Here is a 17,574-nt window from a genome sequence, read left to right as displayed (position 1 = left end):
GCCGGGCCCGTGGCCCGCAAACGCAGGGCAACAGTGCTACCGGCCGGTAGATTCCCGGGTGGCGAGGTCGGTCGGCCCCGGGAGCGGGCTCAGCGGCCGAGTGCCGGTTCCGGCAGCTCGGCGAACACCTCCGCCAGGCGCTTCTCGACCACGGACAGCGCCTCGCCGACTTCGAAGTCGCGGCCCAGCTCACCGGAGAGCGAGGCCACGCCCGCGTCCCGGATGCCACAGGGCACGATCCGGTCGAACCAGGTCATGTCCGGATTGCAGTTCAGCGCGAAGCCGTGCATCGTCACCCCGCGCGAGACGCGGACGCCGATCGCGGCGAGCTTGCGGTCGTCGCCGCGCTGCCCGGCGTTGGACGGCGCGTACTCGGGGCCGGCCAGCCGCGGGTCGATGCCCAGTGGCAGGCCCATCCGCAGGGTGAGCTTGCCGATGTCCACCACCTGCGCCGGGTCGACCACCGCGTCCGGGATGCTCGCGCCGAGCACCCAGACCCCGCTGCGGCCCTCGATCCGGGTGGTCTCCACGCCGAACTCGCCGCAGGCCCGGATCAGGGCCTCCTCCAGCCGGCGCACGTAGGCGACGACGTCCATCGGCTCGGGGAGCTTCACGATCGGGTAGCCGACCAGCTGGCCGGGGCCGTGCCAGGTGATCTCGCCGCCCCGGTTGACCTCGACCACCGGCGTGCCGTCCAGCGGCAGGTCGGCCGGGTTGGTGCGGCGGCCCATCGTGTACACCGGGGGGTGCTCCAGCAGCAGCACGGTGTCGGGGATCTCGTCCGCGACCCGCAGGGCGTGCAGCCGCTGCTGCTCCTCCCAGGCCTCCTGGTAGGGGACGGCACCGTCGCCGGTGCCCAGGCGCACGAACCGTACGTTCCCGCTCATGCGCCCACCTCGTCGCGCTCTGTGGCCACTGCTGCTCCTTGCCCGGCGTTCGAGACCAACCTCGCCACTGTACGCCCGAGCCCCGGCGGGTCGTTCAGGTGCCCGAATGCGGTGGACGACCGGCCCGAACCGCCCGCAGCGACCCCGGGAGCGCCCCGGGAAGGCCCCGGGAGCACCCCGGCTCAGGCGCCGGCGAGCAGTTGGAGGCGCAGCGCCAGCTGGAGCTCCAGCGCGCGCTCGGGACGGTTCCAGTCCGGGCCCAGCAGCGCCTCGACCCGGTCCAGCCGCTGCACCACGGTGTTCACGTGCACGTGCAGCTCGTCCTTGGCCCGGGTCAGGCTGCCGCCGCAGTCGAAGTAGGCGCGCAGGGTGCGGACCAGTTCGGTGCCGCGCCGGGCGTCGTACTCCAGCAGCGGGCCGAGCGTCGCGCCGACGAAGCCGTCGACGTCGTGGCCGTCGCCGAGCAGCACGCCGAGGAAGCCCAGGTCGCGGGCCGAGGCGCCGTCCCCGGCCCGGCCGAGCACCCGCAGGGCCCGGACGCAGCGCAGGCCCTCGGCGTACGAGGAGGCCAGCGCGACCGGCCCGGCGGCGGGACGGCCGACACCCACGGTGACCGGGAAGCCGGCCAGCCGGGCCAGCCGCTCGGCGGCCAGCTCGGCCGCCTGCTGGGCGGACGCCGCGCCCGCCGTACCCGCGGGGCCCGCCGGCGCGTCCTCCGGGAGCAGCAGGACCACGGCCTCGCCGTGCTCCGCGCTGATGCCGCGCGAGCCGAACAGGTAGCGCCCCGCCGCGCCCGCCAGCCGGCCGCGGTCGGTCGCCGCGGTGCCGGGGGCGCCGGCCGGCTCCGCCACCAGCACCAGGTGCGGGCGGCCGAGGTCCACGCCGAGCCGGCGCCCGCGCGCGGTCAGGCCGGCCGGGTCGCGGTCGGGGGCGGTCAGCAGGTCGGCCAGCAGCTCGCCGCGCACCCGGTTCTCGGTCTCGGCCACCGAGCGGCGCAGCAGCAGGAGCAGCGCGGTGACCACGGCGGCCCGTTCGAACAGCCGCCGGTCGGCGTCCTCCAGGCCCGGCCGCCCGCGCAGCACGAGGGTGCCCAGCGGCTCCTGGCCCGCCAGCACGGCGCAGACCCAGTCCTCGCCGTGCCGCACCGACCGGCCCTCGGCCCGGGAGGCGGCGACGGCCCCGGCCAGCCCCTCGGCGGGTTGGGCCCGGCCGGCCAGCGGGTCGCCCTCGGTGTCCAGGACCGCCACCTCGCCGCCCAGCAGGGCGGCGACCTCGGCGGCGACGTCCGGTACCTCGGCGCCGCGCAGCACCAGGTCGGTGAGCCGGTCGTGGCCCTGCTCGGCCCGCTGGACGGCGGCGGAGTGGGCCCGGATCAGTTCGTTGGCGCTGTTCAGCCCGGCCAGCGCGGCCCGGGTGTCGGCCAGCGACTTGGCGGTGTCCAGCGCGATGGCGGCGTGCGCGGCCAGCGAACAGAGCAGCGCGACCTCGTCGGGGGAGAAGGCGCGTGGGGCGCGGTCGGCGGCGAACAGCACCCCGATCACCCGCCCGCCGAGCAGCAGCGGCACTCCGATGATCGCCACCAGGCCCTCGTCCAGCACGCCCGCGTCGATCGTGCCGGTGTGGTGGAACCGCTCGTCGGTCCGGTAGTCGGGGGTGGCGTACGGGCGGGCGGTCTGGGCGACCAGGCCGCCGAGGCCGTCGCCCAGGCTCAGCCGCAGGGTCTGGAAGAGCACCGAGACGGAGCCGTCGGTGACCCGCATGTAGGTGTCGCCGGCGGCCTCGTCCGGGAGTGTCAAATAGGCGGTGTCGGTGCCGAGCAGCAGCCGGGCCCGGCGGACGATCGCCTGGAGCACGGTGTCCAGGTCCCGGGAGGCGGCGAGGTCCCCGGCGGTGTCGAAGAGCGCCGTCAGCTCGGCCTCGCGGCGGCGGTGCTGGCGCAGCGTCCGGTGCACCCGCAGCGCCTGCCAGGTGGCGTCGTCGATCGCGCTCAGCACGGCCGCCGGTGCCCCCCGGCGGCGGGCGTCGGCCAGCACCTCGGCGAAGTCCTCGGTGGCGGCCCCGGAGGCCAGGAGGTCGAGCAACCGCCGTAGCGCGGGTGCCGCGCCGGTCTCGGGACGGGGGTCGTTCACGGTACGGCCGCCAATCGGCAGTGGGTCGCTACCCCAGGGACGGAAGCGCGATCGTAGCCGCTCGGCCCGGCGGGCGCGGGTGGCCGGTGCGGGTGGCCGGCGCGCACGGGGTCGTGGGCGCCGGCCACCGGTCCGTCAGGCCCGCGCGGTCTTGGTGACGGCGGCGCTCTCCGGCGCACCCGCCACCCGGTCCTGCGCACCGGCCTGCGCACCGGCCTCCGGGTCGGCCTCGGTCAGGTCCCGGCCGCGGGTCTCCCGGGCGCAGAGCACCGCGAGGACGGTGATCACCGCCGCGACGGCGACGTACACCGCGATCGGCGTCGAGCTGCCGTAGTCCTTCAGCAGCGCCGTCGCGATCAGCGGGGCCGGGGCGCCGGCCGCCACCGAGGCGAACTGGGCGCCGATGGAGGCGCCCGAGTAGCGCATCCGGGTCGCGAACATCTCGGAGAAGAAGGCCGCCTGCGGCGCGTACATCGCGCTGTGGAAGACCAGCCCGACGGTCACCGCCAGCAGCAGCGAGCCGAACGAGCGGGTGTCCACCAGCCCGAAGAAGACGAACGCCCAGACCCCGACGCCCACCGCGCCCACCAGGTACACCGGCTTGCGCCCGACCCGGTCGGAGAGCGCCCCGAACACCGGGATCAGCGCGAACTGGATCGCCGAGGCGATCAGCACCGCGTTCAGCGCGGTCTGCTTCGGCAGGTGCACCTGGGTCACCGCGTAGGCCAGCACGAAGGTGGTCATCACGTAGTACGAGATGTTCTCCGCCATCCGGGCACCCATCGCCACCAGCACCTCCCGCCAGTGGTGGCGCAACACCGCCACCAGCGGGGGCTGCTCCACCGCCCGGCCGGCCGCCTTCCGGGCCTCGGCGGCCGCCAGCGCCTGCTGGAACAGCGGCGACTCGTCCACCGCCAGCCGGATCCACATGCCGACCGCCACCAGCAGCGCCGACAGCAGGAACGGCACCCGCCAGCCCCAGGACAGGAAGGTGGCGTCCGACTGCACCGTGGTGAGCAGCGACAGCACGCCCGCCGCCAGCAGGTTGCCCGCGGGGGCGCCGCCCTGCGGCCAGGACGCCCAGAAGCCGCGCCTGCGCGCGTCCCCGTGCTCGGAGACCAGCAGGACCGCGCCGCCCCACTCGCCGCCGAGCGCGAAGCCCTGCACCAGCCGCAGCACGGTCAGCAGCACCGGCGCGGCGGCGCCGATCTGGTGGTACGTCGGCAGCAGGCCGATCAGCGTGGTCGAGCCGCCCATCAGTAGCAGGCTCACCACCAGCAGCCGCTTGCGGCCTACCCGGTCGCCGAAGTGCCCGAAGACCAGCGCGCCCAGCGGCCGGGCGGCGAAGCCGATCGCGTAGGTGAGGAAGGCGAGCAGGGTCCCGGTCAGCGGATCGCTCGCCGGGAAGAACACCTTGCCGAACACGAGCGCCGCGGCCGTGCCGTAGAGGAAGTAGTCGTACCACTCGATGGTGGTGCCGATGAGGCTGGCACCGACCACCTTCCAGAGGGGGGAGCCTGGTCTCGCGACGGCGGGGGAACTGGCCATGGGCGGGGTCACCTCGAAGGGGGGAGTGGGGTGAGGGGGCATCAGCGGGCCGTCCAGCCGCCGTCGACGGGGAGGCTGGCGCCGGTGATGTAGGAGGCGTGCGCGGAGCAGAGCCAGAGGGCCAGCTGCGCCACCTCGTCGGGTTCGATCAGCCGCTTGACGGCGGGCCGGTCGAGCATGATCTGCTCCACCACCTCGTCCTCGCGGATGCCGTGCGCGAGCGCCTGGTCGGCGATCTGCCGCTCCACCAGCGGGGTGCGCACGTACCCCGGGTTGACGCAGTTGCTGGTGACGCCGTGGGGCGCGCCCTCCAGCGCGACCGTCTTGCTCAGACCCTCCAGGGCGTGCTTCGCCGTCACGTAGCCCGACTTGAAGGCGCTGGCCCGCAGGCCGTGCACGGAGGAGATGTTGACCACCCGCCCCCAGCCCCGCGCGTACATGTGGGGCAGGGTGCGGCGCAGGATGCGGAACGGGGCCTCGACCATCACCCGCTGGATCAGGGTGAAGCGCTCGATCGGGAACTCGTGGACGGGCGCGACGTGCTGGAGGCCGGCGTTGTTGACCACGATGTCGGCGTCGTCCGGCAGCGCCTCCACCGCGTCCGGGTCGGCGAGGTCGGCGACGTGCGCCACGCCGCCGATCCGCTCGGCGAGTTCCCGGGCCGGGGCGGCCGCGAGGTCGACGACGTAGACCCGGGCGCCGGCCTCCGCGAAGGCTTCGGCGCAGGCCCGGCCGATGCCCGAGGCGGCCCCGGTGACCAGGGCCGTACGGCCTTCGAGCGGGCGGGCTGAAGTGGTGTCCATGGCCGAGAACGGTAGGAAGTCGGCGGCCCGGCTCCCATGTGATGGCGTACCACAGCGGCCGGGCGCCCTGTGGTGGTCACCGCTACGAGGGCCGATCGGCGGTTCGGCCGCCCCGGGCCAAACCCGTGCCGCTCGGGCTTCCCCACAATGGGCGCCGATGCTTCACCCGTTCGGAGGATTGCTCGGTCAGAACCGCCCATAGCGCCCGAATGCTCGCTACATTCACGCCGATTCCCGACAGGGGGCGCCGCCACAGGCAGCCGAAGTGCTGGTGGAGCCGGTACGGCGTCCGAGAGGTGTTGACTGACTATGCCCCAACGGCCTGCAACCGACAGCCCGGCGTACGGACCGCTCGACCCGCTCGACCAGCACCGAGGTCCGGTCGGCCGGGCCCTTCCGGACGCCCCCGAGGCCCCGGCCGCCGACGATATGCGGCTGCCCGCGCAGGTCACGACCGCACGGCACCGGAGCGCCCCGGCGCCCGCGGACGCGCCCGTCGCACCCGCGCCCGCCCCGCCACCGGCCGCGGTGAGCACCGGTCCGGCTCCGCAGAACGGCCAGCTGGCCGCCCTGATCGAGGAGGCCGGCTTCTCGCACGCCGGCCTGGCCCGCCGGGTCGACCAGCTCGGCCTGGAGCACGGCCTGGACCTGCGGTACGACAAGACCTCGGTCACCCGCTGGCTCCGCGGCCAGCAGCCGCGCGGGGCCACCCCGGCGCTGATCGCCGAGGTGTTCACCCGCCGGCTCGGCCGCCGGCTCACCGCCCAGGACCTCGGCCTGGACGCCTGCGCCCCGGTCTACGCCGGCCTGGAGTTCGCCGAGACGCCGCAGGAGGCGGTGGACATCGTGGCGAGCATGTGGCGCAAGGACAACGGCCCGCAGTCCGAGCTGCGCCGGATCGCCTTCACCCCGGCCGGTTTGGTCGTCCCCAGCCGGGACTGGCTGATCGGCCGCACCGACGAGCGGGTCGCCCGGGACGGCTCCACGCTGCCCCGGCCGGACACCGCCGCCGGCCCGGCGCCCGGCGGTCCGTCCGGGCCCGGCGGTCCGTCCGCACCCCAGGCGCGCGCTGCGGCGCCCGGAGCGTCCCCCGCGCGCCCGGCCCGCGGCGGGGCCGGCGCACCGCCGGCCCCGGCCGCCTCGGCCGCCGCGCTCGGCCGGGTGCCGACCCAGAGCCGTCGGCCGCCGACCGCCGTCGAACCGCCGTACACCGATCCGGCCCGCGAGCCGAGGCCCGCGCTGCGCGTCGGCCGGGGCGACATCGCCGCCATCCGCGCCGTCGGGGACCTCTTCCGCGCGCTGGACCACGCCTACGGCGGCGGCCACGCGCGCCAGGCGCTGGTCCGCTACCTGGAGAGCGAGGCCGAGCCGATGCTGCGCGGCCGCTACGGCGAGCAGATCGGGCGGGCGCTCTTCGGGGCCGTCGCCGACCTGACCAGGCTCGCCGGCTGGACGTCCTTCGACATCGCCGCGCACGGCCTGGCCCAGCGCTACTTCGTCCAGGCCCTGCGGCTCTCCCAGGCCGCCGGGGACCGCGCGCTCGGCGGCTACATCCTGGTGACGATGAGCCAGCAGGCCGTCCACCTGGGCCACGGCCGGGAGGCGGTCCAGCTGGCCCGGGTCGCCCAGCAGGGCGTGGGCACCACCGTGCCGCCCACCGTGCAGTCGCTGCTGCACGCCGCCGAGGCGCGCGGCCACGGCCTGCTGGGCGACGTCCGCTCCTGCACCACCGCCCTGGTCCGCTCCGAGCGGGCCCTGGCCGGCGCCCGGGCCGGCGACGAACTGCCCTCCTGGGCGCGCTACTTCGACGAAGCGCAGCTCTCCGACGAGTTCGCCCACTGCTACCGGGACCTCCAGCAGTGGCGGACGGCGGCGCAGCACGCCGAGAAGTCCCTGCGGCTGCGCTCGCCCGCCTACGCCCGCAGCCGGATCTTCTGCCGGATGGTGCTGGCCACCGCCCGGCTCGGCATGGGGGACTTGGACGAGGCGTGCACCATGGCCACCGACGCGCTGCGGGCGGCCGGGGAGATGCGCTCGGCCCGTTCGCTGGAGTACGTCCGGGACTTCCACCGCCGGCTCACCCCCTACCGGGGCAGTCCGGTGGCCCGCGCCTTCGAGGAGACGGCGCGCCAGGCGGGGGTGATCTGACGACGGCCCGCGCCGGGGCCGCCCGGCCGGCCCCGGCGGCCGGCCCGCCGCGGCGGCTACCAGCTCTCGGCGTTGACCCGCTGCCGGTCGCCCCCGGCGGCCGGTGGGCGGGCGCTCCCGCGCAGCCGCTGGGCGAGCAGCGGGAAGGCCAGGACGGAGAGCATGCCCGCGCCGACCAGCGCGGCCGCGGTGGAGGACGGCAGGTGCCCGGCGTCCACCTCGATCGTGGTGATCACCACGACCAGCGGCAGCGCGGTCGCGCCGTACAGGCCGAGCGCCGCCCGGTCGTGGCGGCCCAGCCCGATCGGGGCGAGGAGGGCCGCCGGCAGTCCGCGCACGGCCAGGATCAGCAGCAGGAACACCGGGACGAGCAGCAGGCTGCCCGGGTCCCGGAGCAGCGCCTCCAGGTCGAACTTCATCCCGCTGACCACGAAGAACACCGGCACGAGGAAGCCGAAGCCGATGCCCTCCAGCTTGGCCTCGATGACCTCCTCCGTGGCCTCGGGCACGTCGGTCAGCAGCAGATGGGAGACGATCCCGGCGGTGAAGGCGCCGAGCAGCATGTCCAGGTCGAGCCAGACCGCGGCGGACACCATCGCGGTCAGCACCAGGATCACCGTGCGGATCGCGAACTGGCCGGAGGTGCGCAGGGTGCGGCGGATCAGCCGGGTCATCCAGTCCGGCCGGGGCCGCCGGGCGAAGCCGACGGCGGCCGTCGTGATCACCGCGAAGACGGCCAGGATGACGGCGGTCCTGGCCGGGCTGTTGCCGCTAAGCAGGATCGCGACCGCGATGATCGGCCCGAACTCGCCGACCGCGCCGGTGGCCATCACCAGCGAGCCGAACGGCGTCGGCAGCTCCCCGGAGTCGCGCAGGATCGGCAGGATGGTGCCGAGCGCGGTGGTGGTGAGCGCGAGCCCGGCGAAGGCGCCGTTCAGCGGGTCCCGGTTGACCATGGCGCCCACGCCGAGGGCCACCACCAGGGACACCAGCCACGCGGCGCCCGCCCGTTTCAGCGGGCCGCCGCGCAGCTTGGCGAAGTCGATCTCGTAACCGGCCAGGAACATCAGCATCGCCAGGCCGAACTCGGAGAGCGCGTCGACCAGCCCGTCGACCTGCGCCCAGTCCAGGACGTCGGGGCCGATCAGGACGCCGAGCACGATCTCGAACACCACCGTGGGCACGGCGACCCACCGCAGCAGCCGGTCGGCCAGCAGCGGGGCGGCCACGGCGGCGGCCGGGATCAGGATCAGTGCGAGCGGGTCGATCCGGCAGTCGGCGCTCACCGGGCGAGGGGCCCGGGGTCCTGGACGGAAAACGTCCGATTAGCGGTCATATCGGCATACTGGCACGCCGTGGCGTGCCGTCCCGGCAGCCCGGCGGCCGCGTGTTACGCCGCCGCCTCCGCGTCCTGGGCGGAGACCGGCAGCCCGAGGTCGCGCGCCACGGCCTGGGCCGCCCGCCGCCCCGACACCAGGGCGCCCTGGACGCTGCTGGTGTCCCGGTGGTCGCCGCAGACGTACAGCCCGGCCAGCAGGCGCACCGGGCGGCGGTTGTTGTGCGGCGGCGGCATGGCCGGCACCGCGTCCGGGACGTGGCGCACGCTCAGGAACTGCCAGCCCTTCGTCGGGACGCCGTACAGCTCCGCCAGCCGGGCCCGCACCGCGGGTTCGAGCGCGGCGGGCCCGCCGGAGTCGAAGGAGCGCCGCCCCAGCACGGTGGTGGCGATCAGGGCCTGCCCGGGCGGGGCGTACGAGTGGTGCAGCTCGCTGAGCACCAGGGAGTGCGAGACCAGCGGCGGGTGGCCGTTCGGGCGGTCGCCGTCCAGCAGCAGGACGGCCTCGCCGATCGGCGCCCGGTCGGCGGCGTGGTAGAAGGTCGTGACGGGGTGGAAGTCCGGCAGCCGCAGCCCGGGCAGTAGCGCGGCGGCCGAGCGTGCGTCGGTCGCCACCACGACGGCCTGGGCGCCGATCCGGCCGTGGCCGGCGGTCTCCACGCCGTCGGCCGCGATCGAGGTGACCCGCACGCCGGGCCGCAGGGTGTCGGCCGGCAGGGCGGCGGCCACCTGGGCCGGGACGGCCGCGATCCCGTCGGCGGGCAGACAGAGGCGGCCGCGCGCGTAGCAGCGCAGCACCAGGTCGGCGATCCGGCTGCTGGTGCCCAGGGCCGGATCGCTGAGCAGGGCGCCGAGCAGCGGCCGCAGGAAGCCGTCGACGGTGCGCGGGGCGAGCCCGCGTTCGCCGAGCGCGCGGGCGGTGGTGGTCTCCGGCCGGGCCTGCAGTCGGTCGGCCGGGGTGGCGGCCAGCCGGCTGAGCCAGCTGCCCAGCCGGGCCTTGTCCAGCGGACTGCCCAGCGGGGCCCGCGAGGCCGCCTGGCGGGCGGCGGTCAACTGCGGGTCCCCGGCGCGGTAGCGGCGGCCGCCGCTGTGCACGAGCACGCCGGGCGCGAGCGGGTGCAGACCGAGCCGGTCCAGGTCGAGCGCCCGGCGCAGCTCGGGGTACGCGGTGTTCAGCAACTGGCTGCCGTGGTCGAGCCGGAAGCCGTCCAGCTCGCGGGTGGCCATCCGGCCGCCGATCCGGCCCGAGGCCTCCAGGACCTGGACGGTCAGGCCGTAGCCGGTGAGCGCGCGGGCGGCGGCCAGGCCCGCGAGTCCGGCCCCCACCACGACGACGTCCGGATCGGACTGTCGGCGGGTGCGGCGGGTGAAGTCGTATGTGGGCACTGGCGTGCTCCCTCCCTGGTCCCGGAGCTTCGGCCGACGCAGGCAGCGGGGTGCCGGGACACGGTCCGACGGTGTGATGCCCAGTCAGTACGAGCGTCAGACAAGCACACCGGGCCCTATCCGAGTCCCGGGGAGGGTTCGACAGCATGCGGTGGGGGCGCGGTCACACACGGTGCCCGCAAGTGGTCCTGTTCGGGCTCCACGGGCGCGCACCGTCACCAGGGGCGTGCGGCGCGCCTGGTTCGTGCTCCCGTGCGCCCCCTCCCGGAGCCCCTCCCGACCCCGCTCGGCATATGCCCCCGGCCAGGGCTGATGCCGTAGCGGGCGTACGCGGGCGGCCCGGGCGGGGCATCCGCGCCCGGACCACTCGGCCTACCGCAGGCGCCCTACCGGACGCGCCCGCTCCGCGCGCACCCCGCGGCCGCCCGGAGCGGCCGCCACCATGCCGCCCCGCGGCGACGGCACTGCCGCGCCCGCACGGCACCGCCGCTACAGTGCCGCCACCCCGCGGAACCGCCGCGACGCCGCCCCGCCGCTACAGTGCCGCCCGCACCGCCGAGTCCACGTCCGGGTGCTCGAAGCGGAAGCCGGCCTCCAGCAGCCGCCGCGGTACCACCCGGTGGCTGCCGGTCACCTCGACGGCCAGCTCGCCCAGCACCGCCTTGAGCGCCGCCTCCGGCACCGGGAACGGCGTCGGCCGCTTCAGTACCCGGCCGAGCGCCGCCGTCAGCTCGGCGTTGGTGACCGGCTCCGGCGCGCTGAGGTTGAACGCGCCGCTCAGGTCGTCGCGGTCGATCAGGAACCGCAGTGCGGCGACCTCGTCCGCCAGTGAGATGAAGCTCCAGTACTGCCGGCCGTCGCCGAGCCGTCCGCCGAGCCCCAGGCGGAACAGCGGGAAGAGCCGACCGCCGGCCCCGCCCGCGGCCGAGAGCACCAGCCCGGTGCGCGGGTGGACCACCCGGATCCCGGCCCGTTCGGCGGGCCGCGCGGAGGCCTCCCACTCGACGCAGACCTCGGCGAGGAAGTCGTCCCCGGCGGGCGAGTCCTCGTCGATCACCCGGTCGCCGGTCTGGCCGTAGTAGCCGACGGCCGAGGCGCTGACGAAGACCCGGGGCGGCTTGTCGAGTTCGGCCATCGCGACGGCCAGCGTCTCGGTGCCGAGCACCCGGCTCTCCCGGATCTCCCGCTTGTACGCGTCGGTCCAGCGGCGGTCGCCGACCCCGGCGCCCGCCAGGTGCACCACCGCCTCGACGCCGGCCAGCCCGGCCCGGTCCACCTGGCCCAGCAGCGGGTTCCAGCCGATCGCCGTCGTCCCGTCCGGCCGCGGACCGGTTCTGGAGCGGTGCCGGACCAGCCGGACCACCTCGTGGCCGTCGGCCAGCAGCGAGCGGACGAGTGTCGAGCCGATCAATCCCGTGGATCCTGTGACCGCGATGCGCATGGGCCCATCCTCGCAGTTTCCGGCGGCCGGAACTCCGTATCCACCCCGGGCGCGGCTGACTAGCATGGCGCGCATGCACGCCGAAGATCTGATCATCCGTCCCGCGCAGGCCGAGGACGAGAAGGAACTCTCCGCGCTCAACCGGGCCGCCTGGTCCTGGCAGAGCGACGTCGCCCCGCAGCCGGCCGAGGGGGACACCGTGTTCGACGAGCGCCACACCCCGGACCAGTTCCTGCTCGCCCTGCTGGGCGGCCGGATCGTCGGCTACATCCGGGTGGTTCCGCCCACCCCGCTGGCCAGTAACGGGCACGTGCGGCAGATCCAGGGGCTGGCGGTCTCCGCCGGGGCCCGCGGCCGGGGCGTCGGCCGGGCGCTGGTGGAGGCGGGCTGTGCGGCCGCCGCGGAGCAGGGGGCGCGCCGGATCACCCTGCGGGTGCTCGGGCACAACGCCCCGGCCCGCCGCCTCTACGAGGCCTGCGGCTTCGTGGTCGAGGGTTCGCTCGCCGAGGAGTTCCTGATCGACGGCCGGTACGTGGACGACATCTGGATGGCCCGTTCACTGCTCGGCTGACCCCGCGCTCCGCCCTCCCGCGCCTGGCGGGTCGCCCGTCGCCCCCTCCGGCGCGGCGGGTGGGTCGCGTGCCGCCTCCCGGGGCCCGAGTCGCTGACGGGACGTCAGATCAGGGTCCCCGGGGTGGTGCAGACTCGTGACAAACCCAACCTGTCTGGAGCAGTGCCGCGCCGGGTACCGTACGGCCGTGAGCAACTCGACGCCTCCCGGGTGGTACCCGGTACCGGGTGCGGACGGCACGCCCGGTCATGAGCGCTGGTGGGACGGCAACGCCTGGACCAGCGACGTCCGCCCCCTCCAGGCGGGCGGCGGCGGGCTCGCCGACGCCCCGACCCAGGTCTCCTGGCAGACCCCGCAGCAGCCCGCCCCCGTCTCCCCGCCGCCCGCGTACGGCTACGGCGCGCCCCAGCAGGGCACGCCCGGCTACGGCTACCCGACGCCGGACCAGCAGGCCTACGGCTACCCGCAGGGCGGCTATCCGCCGTCACCGCCGCCGCCCGGCCGGATGAAGCCGGGCGTGGTCGTGGGGATCGCGGTCGGCGTGCTGGCCGTGGTCGGCGTGGTCGCCGCGATCGCCCTCAACAGCGGCGGCGATCCCAAGGCCGACCCGGAGCCGGTGCCGACGGTCACCGTCACCGACACCCCGAGCCGGACGCCGAGCCCCGGCCCGACCACGCGCACACCCGCGCCCACGCCCACGCCGGCCCCCAGCTTGCCGCCGGTGCCCGTGGTCAAGGACACCGCCGCGGACGCCCAGCACTCCATCACGGTGCCGATCTTCCAGGGCTGGGACTCGCAGACCGACACCACGCACTCGACGGTCTTCCTGGGCAGCGGCCGCTACACCTGCCCGAGCGGCGGCTCCTGCATCAGGGGCCAGTTCTCGGTGGAGAAGGACACCATCTCGGGAGCCTCGGCCCGGGCGGCGGCGGAGGCGGCGATGCCCACCTACGCGGCGGCGATCTTCACCGGGATCACCTCGCACACCGACGCGGGCTCCGCCAACACCACCGTGGCGGGCGTCTCCGGCTACGCGGTGCGGTGGCACATCACCACCTCGGACGGCACCAAGGGCTACATCCTGCTGGCGGCCGTCCCGGCCAAGGGCGGTGGTTTCGTGGCCTTCGAGGGCGGGGTGGACGACGCCGCGGGCGCACCCGATCCCACCGTGCTCGACCAGATCCTCAAGGGCATCAAGCAGGACGGCAGCGGCTCCGGCTCCGGCACCTGAGCCCGGGCGTCCGACGCCACCGGCACCCCGAGCGGGTGTCCGAGCCACCCGCTCGGGCACCCGCTCCGGCGTTCCGGCCGCCACCGGGCCGGACCTCCCGCCGGGCCGGACCCTTCGCCGGGCCGCTTCCGGTACCGCTCCCGGGTCAGTCCCCGTACCGCTCCCAGAGCTTGGGGAACCGTTTCGCCATCGTGTCCGGGTCCTCGAAGTCCAGCGCGGCGCCGGCCGGCCGCGCGGGCTGCCGGTCGCCCACCTCGGGCAGCGGCAGCCCGGTCAACTGCTCGTACGCCTCGTCGGCCGCGTAGCCCAGGTCCTCGGCCTCGCCGTCCTCCTCCTCGTCGAACTCCGGGAGCAGGTCGGCCAGATCGTCCGGCTCGTGCAGGCCGCCCTCGAACACCTCCCGCCCCTGGCCGATCAGCCAGCAGCGGAAGTAGTCGAAGGTGTCCTCGGAGGCGCCGTCGAGCAGCAGGTGGGCCGCGCCCCACAGGTCGGTCCGGTAGGCGCGCTGGAACCGGGCCTCGAAGAGCCGCGCGAAGTCGATGACGTCGTCCGGGGTCAGTTGGACGAGCCGTTCCACCAGCCGTTCCGCCTGCTCGTCGGGGTCGCCGTCGGCGTCCTCCCGGGTGTCGTCGATGATCTGCCAGAAGTCGGTCTCGTCCATCACCGCTCCAGCATCCCTGTTCGCCCGCGCGATCGCATGCGATGGGCCCGGCGAAACGCGGGCCGCGCCGGGGGAGTACGGGTACCGAGGTCGGTGCCGGGCAGCCGGGCGCCAACGCGGAACCCCGCGCCGTCCGGGGACGACGCGGGGTTCCGTACTGCCGTGGGCTGCCGTGGCGGCCGGCTCAGAGGCCGAGCTCGACCTCGAACTCGCCGGCCTCCAGGATCTCCTTGACGGCCACCAGGAAGCGGGCGGCGTCGGCGCCGTCCACCAGGCGGTGGTCGTAGGAGAGCGACAGGTAGGTCATGTCACGGATGCCGATGGCGGTGCCGCCGTCGGCCTCGATGACGACCGGGCGCTTGACCGTCGCGCCGATGCCCAGGATGGCGACCTGGTTCGGCGGCACGATGACGGTGTCGAACAGCGCACCGCGCGAGCCGGTGTTGCTGATGGTGAAGGTCGCGCCGGACAGCTCGTCCGGAGTGATCTTGTTGCCGCGGACCTTGCCGGCCAGCTCCGCGGTCTTCTTCGAGATGCCGGCGATGTTGAGGTCGCCCGCACCCTTGATGACCGGGGTCATCAGACCCTTCTCGGAGTCCACCGCGATCCCGATGTTCTCGGAGTCGAAGTAGGTGACGGTGCCCTCGGCCTCGTTGATGCGGGCGTTGATCACCGGGTGGCTCTTCAGCGCCTGGGCGGCGGCCTTGACGAAGAACGGCATCGGGGACAGCTTCACGCCCTCGCGGGCGAGGAAGGCGTCCTTGGCCTTGCCGCGCAGCGAGATGACCTTGGTGACGTCCACCTCGACGACGCTGGTCAGCTGGGCCTGCTCGTGCAGGGCCTTCAGCATGTTGTCGCCGATGGCCTTGCGGATGCGGGTCATCTTGACCGTCTGGCCACGCAGCGGGGACGGCGCGGCGGCGGCCTTCGGCGCGGCGGCCGGGGCGGCAGCGGCGGGGGCCGGAACGGCCTTCGCGGCCTCGGCGGCGGCGATGACGTCCTGCTTGCGGATGCGGCCGCCGACACCGGTGCCGGTGACGGAGGCCAGGGCGACGCCCTGCTCGGCGGCGAGCTTGCGCACCAGCGGGGTGACGTAGGCGTCACCGCTGTCGGCGGCCGGCGCGGCGGCGACCGGAGCCGGGGCGGCGACCGGAGCGGCCGGAGCCGGCGCGACCGGGGCAGCCGGAGCCGGAGCGGCGACGGGGGCCGGGGCGGCGACGGGGGCCGGCGGGGCCACCGGGGTGGCCGGAGCCTCGGCCGGAGCCGGGGCGGGAGCGGCCGCCGGGGCCGGGGCGGCCGGGGCCGCGCCCGGGGCGCCGATCAGCGCGAGCTGGGCGCCGACCTCGGCGGTCTCGTCCTCGCCGACCAGGATCTTCACCACGACACCGGCGACCGGCGACGGGATCTCGGTGTCGACCTTGTCGGTGGAGACCTCGAGCAGCGGCTCGTCGACCTCGACCGTCTCACCCTCGGCCTTCAGCCAGCGGGTGACGGTGCCCTCGGTGACCGACTCGCCCAGCGCGGGGAGCAGCACCGGGGTGGCGTCGGCGGCCGGCGCGGCGGCCGGGGCGGCCGGAGCCGGAGCCTCGGCGGCCGGGGCGGGGGCGGCGGGCGCCTCCGCGACCGGGGCCGGGGCGGCGGCCGGAGCGGCCGGAGCGGCCTCGGCGGCCGGGGCCGCGGCGGGGACCGGCGCGCCGGAGCCGTCGTCGATGACCGCCAGCTCGGCGCCGACCTCGACGGTCTCGTCCTCGCCGACCTTGATCGAGGCCAGGATGCCCGAGGCCGGGGCCGGGATCTCGGTGTCGACCTTGTCGGTGGAGACCTCGAGCAGCGGCTCGTCGACCTCCACACGCTCACCCTCGGCCTTCAGCCAACGGGTGACGGTGCCCTCGGAAACGCTCTCGCCCAGCGCGGGCAGTGTTACTGAGACCGCCATGGTTTCAGCGACTCCTATCAAGTCTTGCGTACTGGAATGGGGGGAGTGGGGCGTGATCAGTCGTGCGCGTGCAGCGGCTTGCCGGCCAGCGCCAGGTGCGCCTCGCCCAGGGCCTCGGACTGGGTCGGGTGGGCGTGGATGAGCTGCGCGACCTCGGCCGGCAGAGCCTCCCAGTTGTAGATCAGCTGCGCCTCGCCGACCTGCTCGCCCATCCGGGCGCCGACCATGTGGACGCCGACCACGGCGCCGTCCTTGACCTGGACGAGCTTGATCTCGCCGGCGGTCTTCAGGATCTTGCTCTTGCCGTTGCCGGCCAGGTTGTACTTGAGGGTGACGACCTTCTCCTTGCCGTACAGCTCGACGGCCTTGGCCTCGGAGATGCCGACGGAGGCCACCTCGGGGTTGGAGTAGGTCACGCGCGGGACGCCGTCGTAGTCGATCGGCACGGCCTTGAGGCCGGCCACGCGCTCGGCGACCAGGATGCCCTCGGCGAAGCCGACGTGGGCCAGCTGCAGGGTCGGGACGAGGTCGCCGACGGCGGAGATGGTGGGCACGTTGGTGCGCATGTACTCGTCGACGAGCACGTAGCCGCGGTCCATCGCGACGCCGTTCTCCTCGTAGCCGAGGCCGGCCGAGACCGGGCCGCGGCCGATGGCCACGAGCAGCAGGTCGGCGTCGATCTGCTTGCCGTTCTCGGTGGAGACGCGCACGCCGGTCTCGGTGTACTCGACACCGGAGAAGCGGGCCTTCAGCTCGAACTTGATGCCGCGCTTGCGGAACGCGCGCTCCAGCAGCTTGGAGGAGTTCTCGTCCTCCAGCGGGACCAGGTGCGGCAGCGCCTCGACGATGGTGACGTCGACGCCGAAGGACTTCCAGACCGAGGCGAACTCGACGCCGATCACGCCGCCGCCGAGAATCACGGCGGACTTCGGGATGCGGTCGAGCTTGAGCGCGTGGTCCGAGGAGATCACGCGGTCGCCGTCGATGGTCAGGCCCGGCAGCGACTTCGGCACGGAGCCGGTGGCGAGGACGATGTGGCGGCCCTCGACGCGCTGGCCGTTGACGTCCACCGAGGTCTGCGAGGAGAGCTTGCCCTCGCCCTGGATGAAGGTCACCTTGCGGGAGGCGACCAGGCCCTGCAGGCCCTTGTACAGGCCGGCGATGACGTCGTCCTTGTACTTGTGGACGCCGTTGATGTCGATGCCCTGGAAGGTGGCCAGAACGCCGAACTCGGCGGCCTCCTTCGTCTCGTCCGCGATCTCGGCGGCGTGCAGCAGTGCCTTGGTCGGGATGCAGCCGCGGTGCAGGCAGGTGCCGCCCAGCTCACCCTTCTCGACCAGGGCGACGCTCAGACCCAGCTGAGCGGCGCGGAGCGCCGCGGCGTAACCGCCGCTTCCGCCTCCGAGAATGACTACGTCGAAAACGGTGCTGGCGTCGTTCGCCACGTCACGTCCTCCATGCAATGGGGTGGGTCGCCGGGCCGGTCGCGGTCCGGTG

The 17,574-nt window shown here is 74.9% G+C and carries 13 protein-coding genes; 3 read left to right on the top strand and 10 right to left on the bottom strand.

The window, feature by feature from the left end:
* Window positions 1-89: 89 nt before the first annotated feature.
* The 4 genes from lipB to ACZ4UX_RS08670 form a co-directional block, all read right to left on the bottom strand.
* Window positions 90-887 carry a lipoyl(octanoyl) transferase LipB gene (gene lipB, locus ACZ4UX_RS08685; RefSeq protein ID WP_352286991.1) on the bottom strand — a complete coding sequence of 266 codons (798 nt, stop codon included), beginning with the start codon at window positions 885-887 and terminating at the stop codon, window positions 90-92.
* Window positions 888-1,069: 182 nt separating this feature from the next.
* Window positions 1,070-3,016 (bottom strand): helix-turn-helix domain-containing protein, encoded by a 1,947-nt coding sequence (locus ACZ4UX_RS08680; RefSeq protein ID WP_465706110.1) that lies wholly within the window; start codon window positions 3,014-3,016, stop codon window positions 1,070-1,072.
* A 135-nt stretch (window positions 3,017-3,151) separates the two neighbouring features.
* Window positions 3,152-4,564 carry an MFS transporter gene (locus ACZ4UX_RS08675; RefSeq protein WP_359802694.1) on the bottom strand — a complete coding sequence of 471 codons (1,413 nt, stop codon included), beginning with the start codon at window positions 4,562-4,564 and terminating at the stop codon, window positions 3,152-3,154.
* A gap of 41 nt (window positions 4,565-4,605) precedes the next feature.
* Window positions 4,606-5,367, bottom strand: coding sequence for a 3-hydroxybutyrate dehydrogenase (locus ACZ4UX_RS08670; RefSeq protein WP_465706109.1), 762 nt, complete (start codon window positions 5,365-5,367; stop codon window positions 4,606-4,608).
* A gap of 309 nt (window positions 5,368-5,676) precedes the next feature.
* On the opposite strand from ACZ4UX_RS08670, the gene ACZ4UX_RS08665 reads away from it, so the two are divergent.
* On the top strand, window positions 5,677-7,515 hold the full coding sequence (locus ACZ4UX_RS08665) for a regulator (protein WP_465706108.1): 1,839 nt from the start codon (window positions 5,677-5,679) through the stop codon (window positions 7,513-7,515).
* Window positions 7,516-7,571: 56 nt separating this feature from the next.
* Here ACZ4UX_RS08665 and ACZ4UX_RS08660 read toward each other — a convergent pair whose 3' ends face one another.
* From ACZ4UX_RS08660 to ACZ4UX_RS08650, 3 genes are all read right to left on the bottom strand, one after another.
* The gene (locus ACZ4UX_RS08660) at window positions 7,572-8,801 is read right to left on the bottom strand and encodes a cation:proton antiporter (RefSeq protein ID WP_465706107.1); all 1,230 of its coding nucleotides are present in this window, start codon (window positions 8,799-8,801) and stop codon (window positions 7,572-7,574) included.
* Window positions 8,802-8,905: 104 nt separating this feature from the next.
* A complete protein-coding gene (locus tag ACZ4UX_RS08655) occupies window positions 8,906-10,237 on the bottom strand; it encodes an NAD(P)/FAD-dependent oxidoreductase (protein WP_465706106.1) in 1,332 nt (443 codons plus the stop codon).
* Window positions 10,238-10,772: 535 nt separating this feature from the next.
* Window positions 10,773-11,678, bottom strand: coding sequence for a TIGR01777 family oxidoreductase (locus ACZ4UX_RS08650; protein ID WP_396486895.1), 906 nt, complete (start codon window positions 11,676-11,678; stop codon window positions 10,773-10,775).
* A 73-nt stretch (window positions 11,679-11,751) separates the two neighbouring features.
* Between ACZ4UX_RS08650 and ACZ4UX_RS08645 the strand changes: the two genes are divergently transcribed.
* The gene (locus tag ACZ4UX_RS08645) at window positions 11,752-12,249 is read left to right on the top strand and encodes a GNAT family N-acetyltransferase (protein WP_465706105.1); all 498 of its coding nucleotides are present in this window, start codon (window positions 11,752-11,754) and stop codon (window positions 12,247-12,249) included.
* Window positions 12,250-12,436: 187 nt separating this feature from the next.
* Entirely contained in the window at window positions 12,437-13,480 is a 1,044-nt protein-coding gene (locus ACZ4UX_RS08640) for a DUF2510 domain-containing protein (RefSeq protein ID WP_465706104.1), read from the top strand.
* Between the two features lie 145 nt (window positions 13,481-13,625).
* On the opposite strand, the gene ACZ4UX_RS08635 is transcribed toward ACZ4UX_RS08640, so the two are convergent.
* The 3 genes from ACZ4UX_RS08635 to lpdA all read right to left on the bottom strand — a co-directional run bounded on the left by ACZ4UX_RS08635 (window position 13,626) and on the right by lpdA (window position 17,522).
* Window positions 13,626-14,141, bottom strand: a complete 516-nt coding sequence (locus tag ACZ4UX_RS08635; RefSeq protein WP_329487336.1) for a DUF4240 domain-containing protein — start codon at window positions 14,139-14,141, stop codon at window positions 13,626-13,628.
* Between the two features lie 184 nt (window positions 14,142-14,325).
* Window positions 14,326-16,077 (bottom strand): 2-oxoglutarate dehydrogenase, E2 component, dihydrolipoamide succinyltransferase, encoded by a 1,752-nt coding sequence (gene sucB / locus ACZ4UX_RS08630; protein WP_465706103.1) that lies wholly within the window; start codon window positions 16,075-16,077, stop codon window positions 14,326-14,328.
* A gap of 56 nt (window positions 16,078-16,133) precedes the next feature.
* Window positions 16,134-17,522 carry a dihydrolipoyl dehydrogenase gene (lpdA, locus tag ACZ4UX_RS08625; protein WP_329487334.1) on the bottom strand — a complete coding sequence of 463 codons (1,389 nt, stop codon included), beginning with the start codon at window positions 17,520-17,522 and terminating at the stop codon, window positions 16,134-16,136.
* Window positions 17,523-17,574: the final 52 nt, after the last annotated feature.

The organism is Kitasatospora sp. NPDC028961 (assembly GCF_055564815.1).
This window is presented reverse-complemented; position numbering and strand designations above follow the sequence as displayed.

Excerpts from the sequence above, each read along its gene's own strand:
- lipB (WP_352286991.1), bottom strand. The coding sequence starts at position 887 with ATGAGCGGGAACGTACGGTTCGTGCGCCTGGGCACCGGCGACGGTGCC.
- ACZ4UX_RS08675 (WP_359802694.1), bottom strand. The coding sequence starts at position 4,564 with ATGGCCAGTTCCCCCGCCGTCGCGAGACCAGGCTCCCCCCTCTGGAAG.
- ACZ4UX_RS08670 (WP_465706109.1), bottom strand. The coding sequence starts at position 5,367 with ATGGACACCACTTCAGCCCGCCCGCTCGAAGGCCGTACGGCCCTGGTC.
- ACZ4UX_RS08665 (WP_465706108.1), top strand. The coding sequence starts at position 5,677 with ATGCCCCAACGGCCTGCAACCGACAGCCCGGCGTACGGACCGCTCGAC.
- ACZ4UX_RS08650 (WP_396486895.1), bottom strand. The coding sequence starts at position 11,678 with ATGCGCATCGCGGTCACAGGATCCACGGGATTGATCGGCTCGACACTC.
- ACZ4UX_RS08645 (WP_465706105.1), top strand. The coding sequence starts at position 11,752 with ATGCACGCCGAAGATCTGATCATCCGTCCCGCGCAGGCCGAGGACGAG.
- ACZ4UX_RS08635 (WP_329487336.1), bottom strand. The coding sequence starts at position 14,141 with ATGGACGAGACCGACTTCTGGCAGATCATCGACGACACCCGGGAGGAC.
- sucB (WP_465706103.1), bottom strand. The coding sequence starts at position 16,077 with ATGGCGGTCTCAGTAACACTGCCCGCGCTGGGCGAGAGCGTTTCCGAG.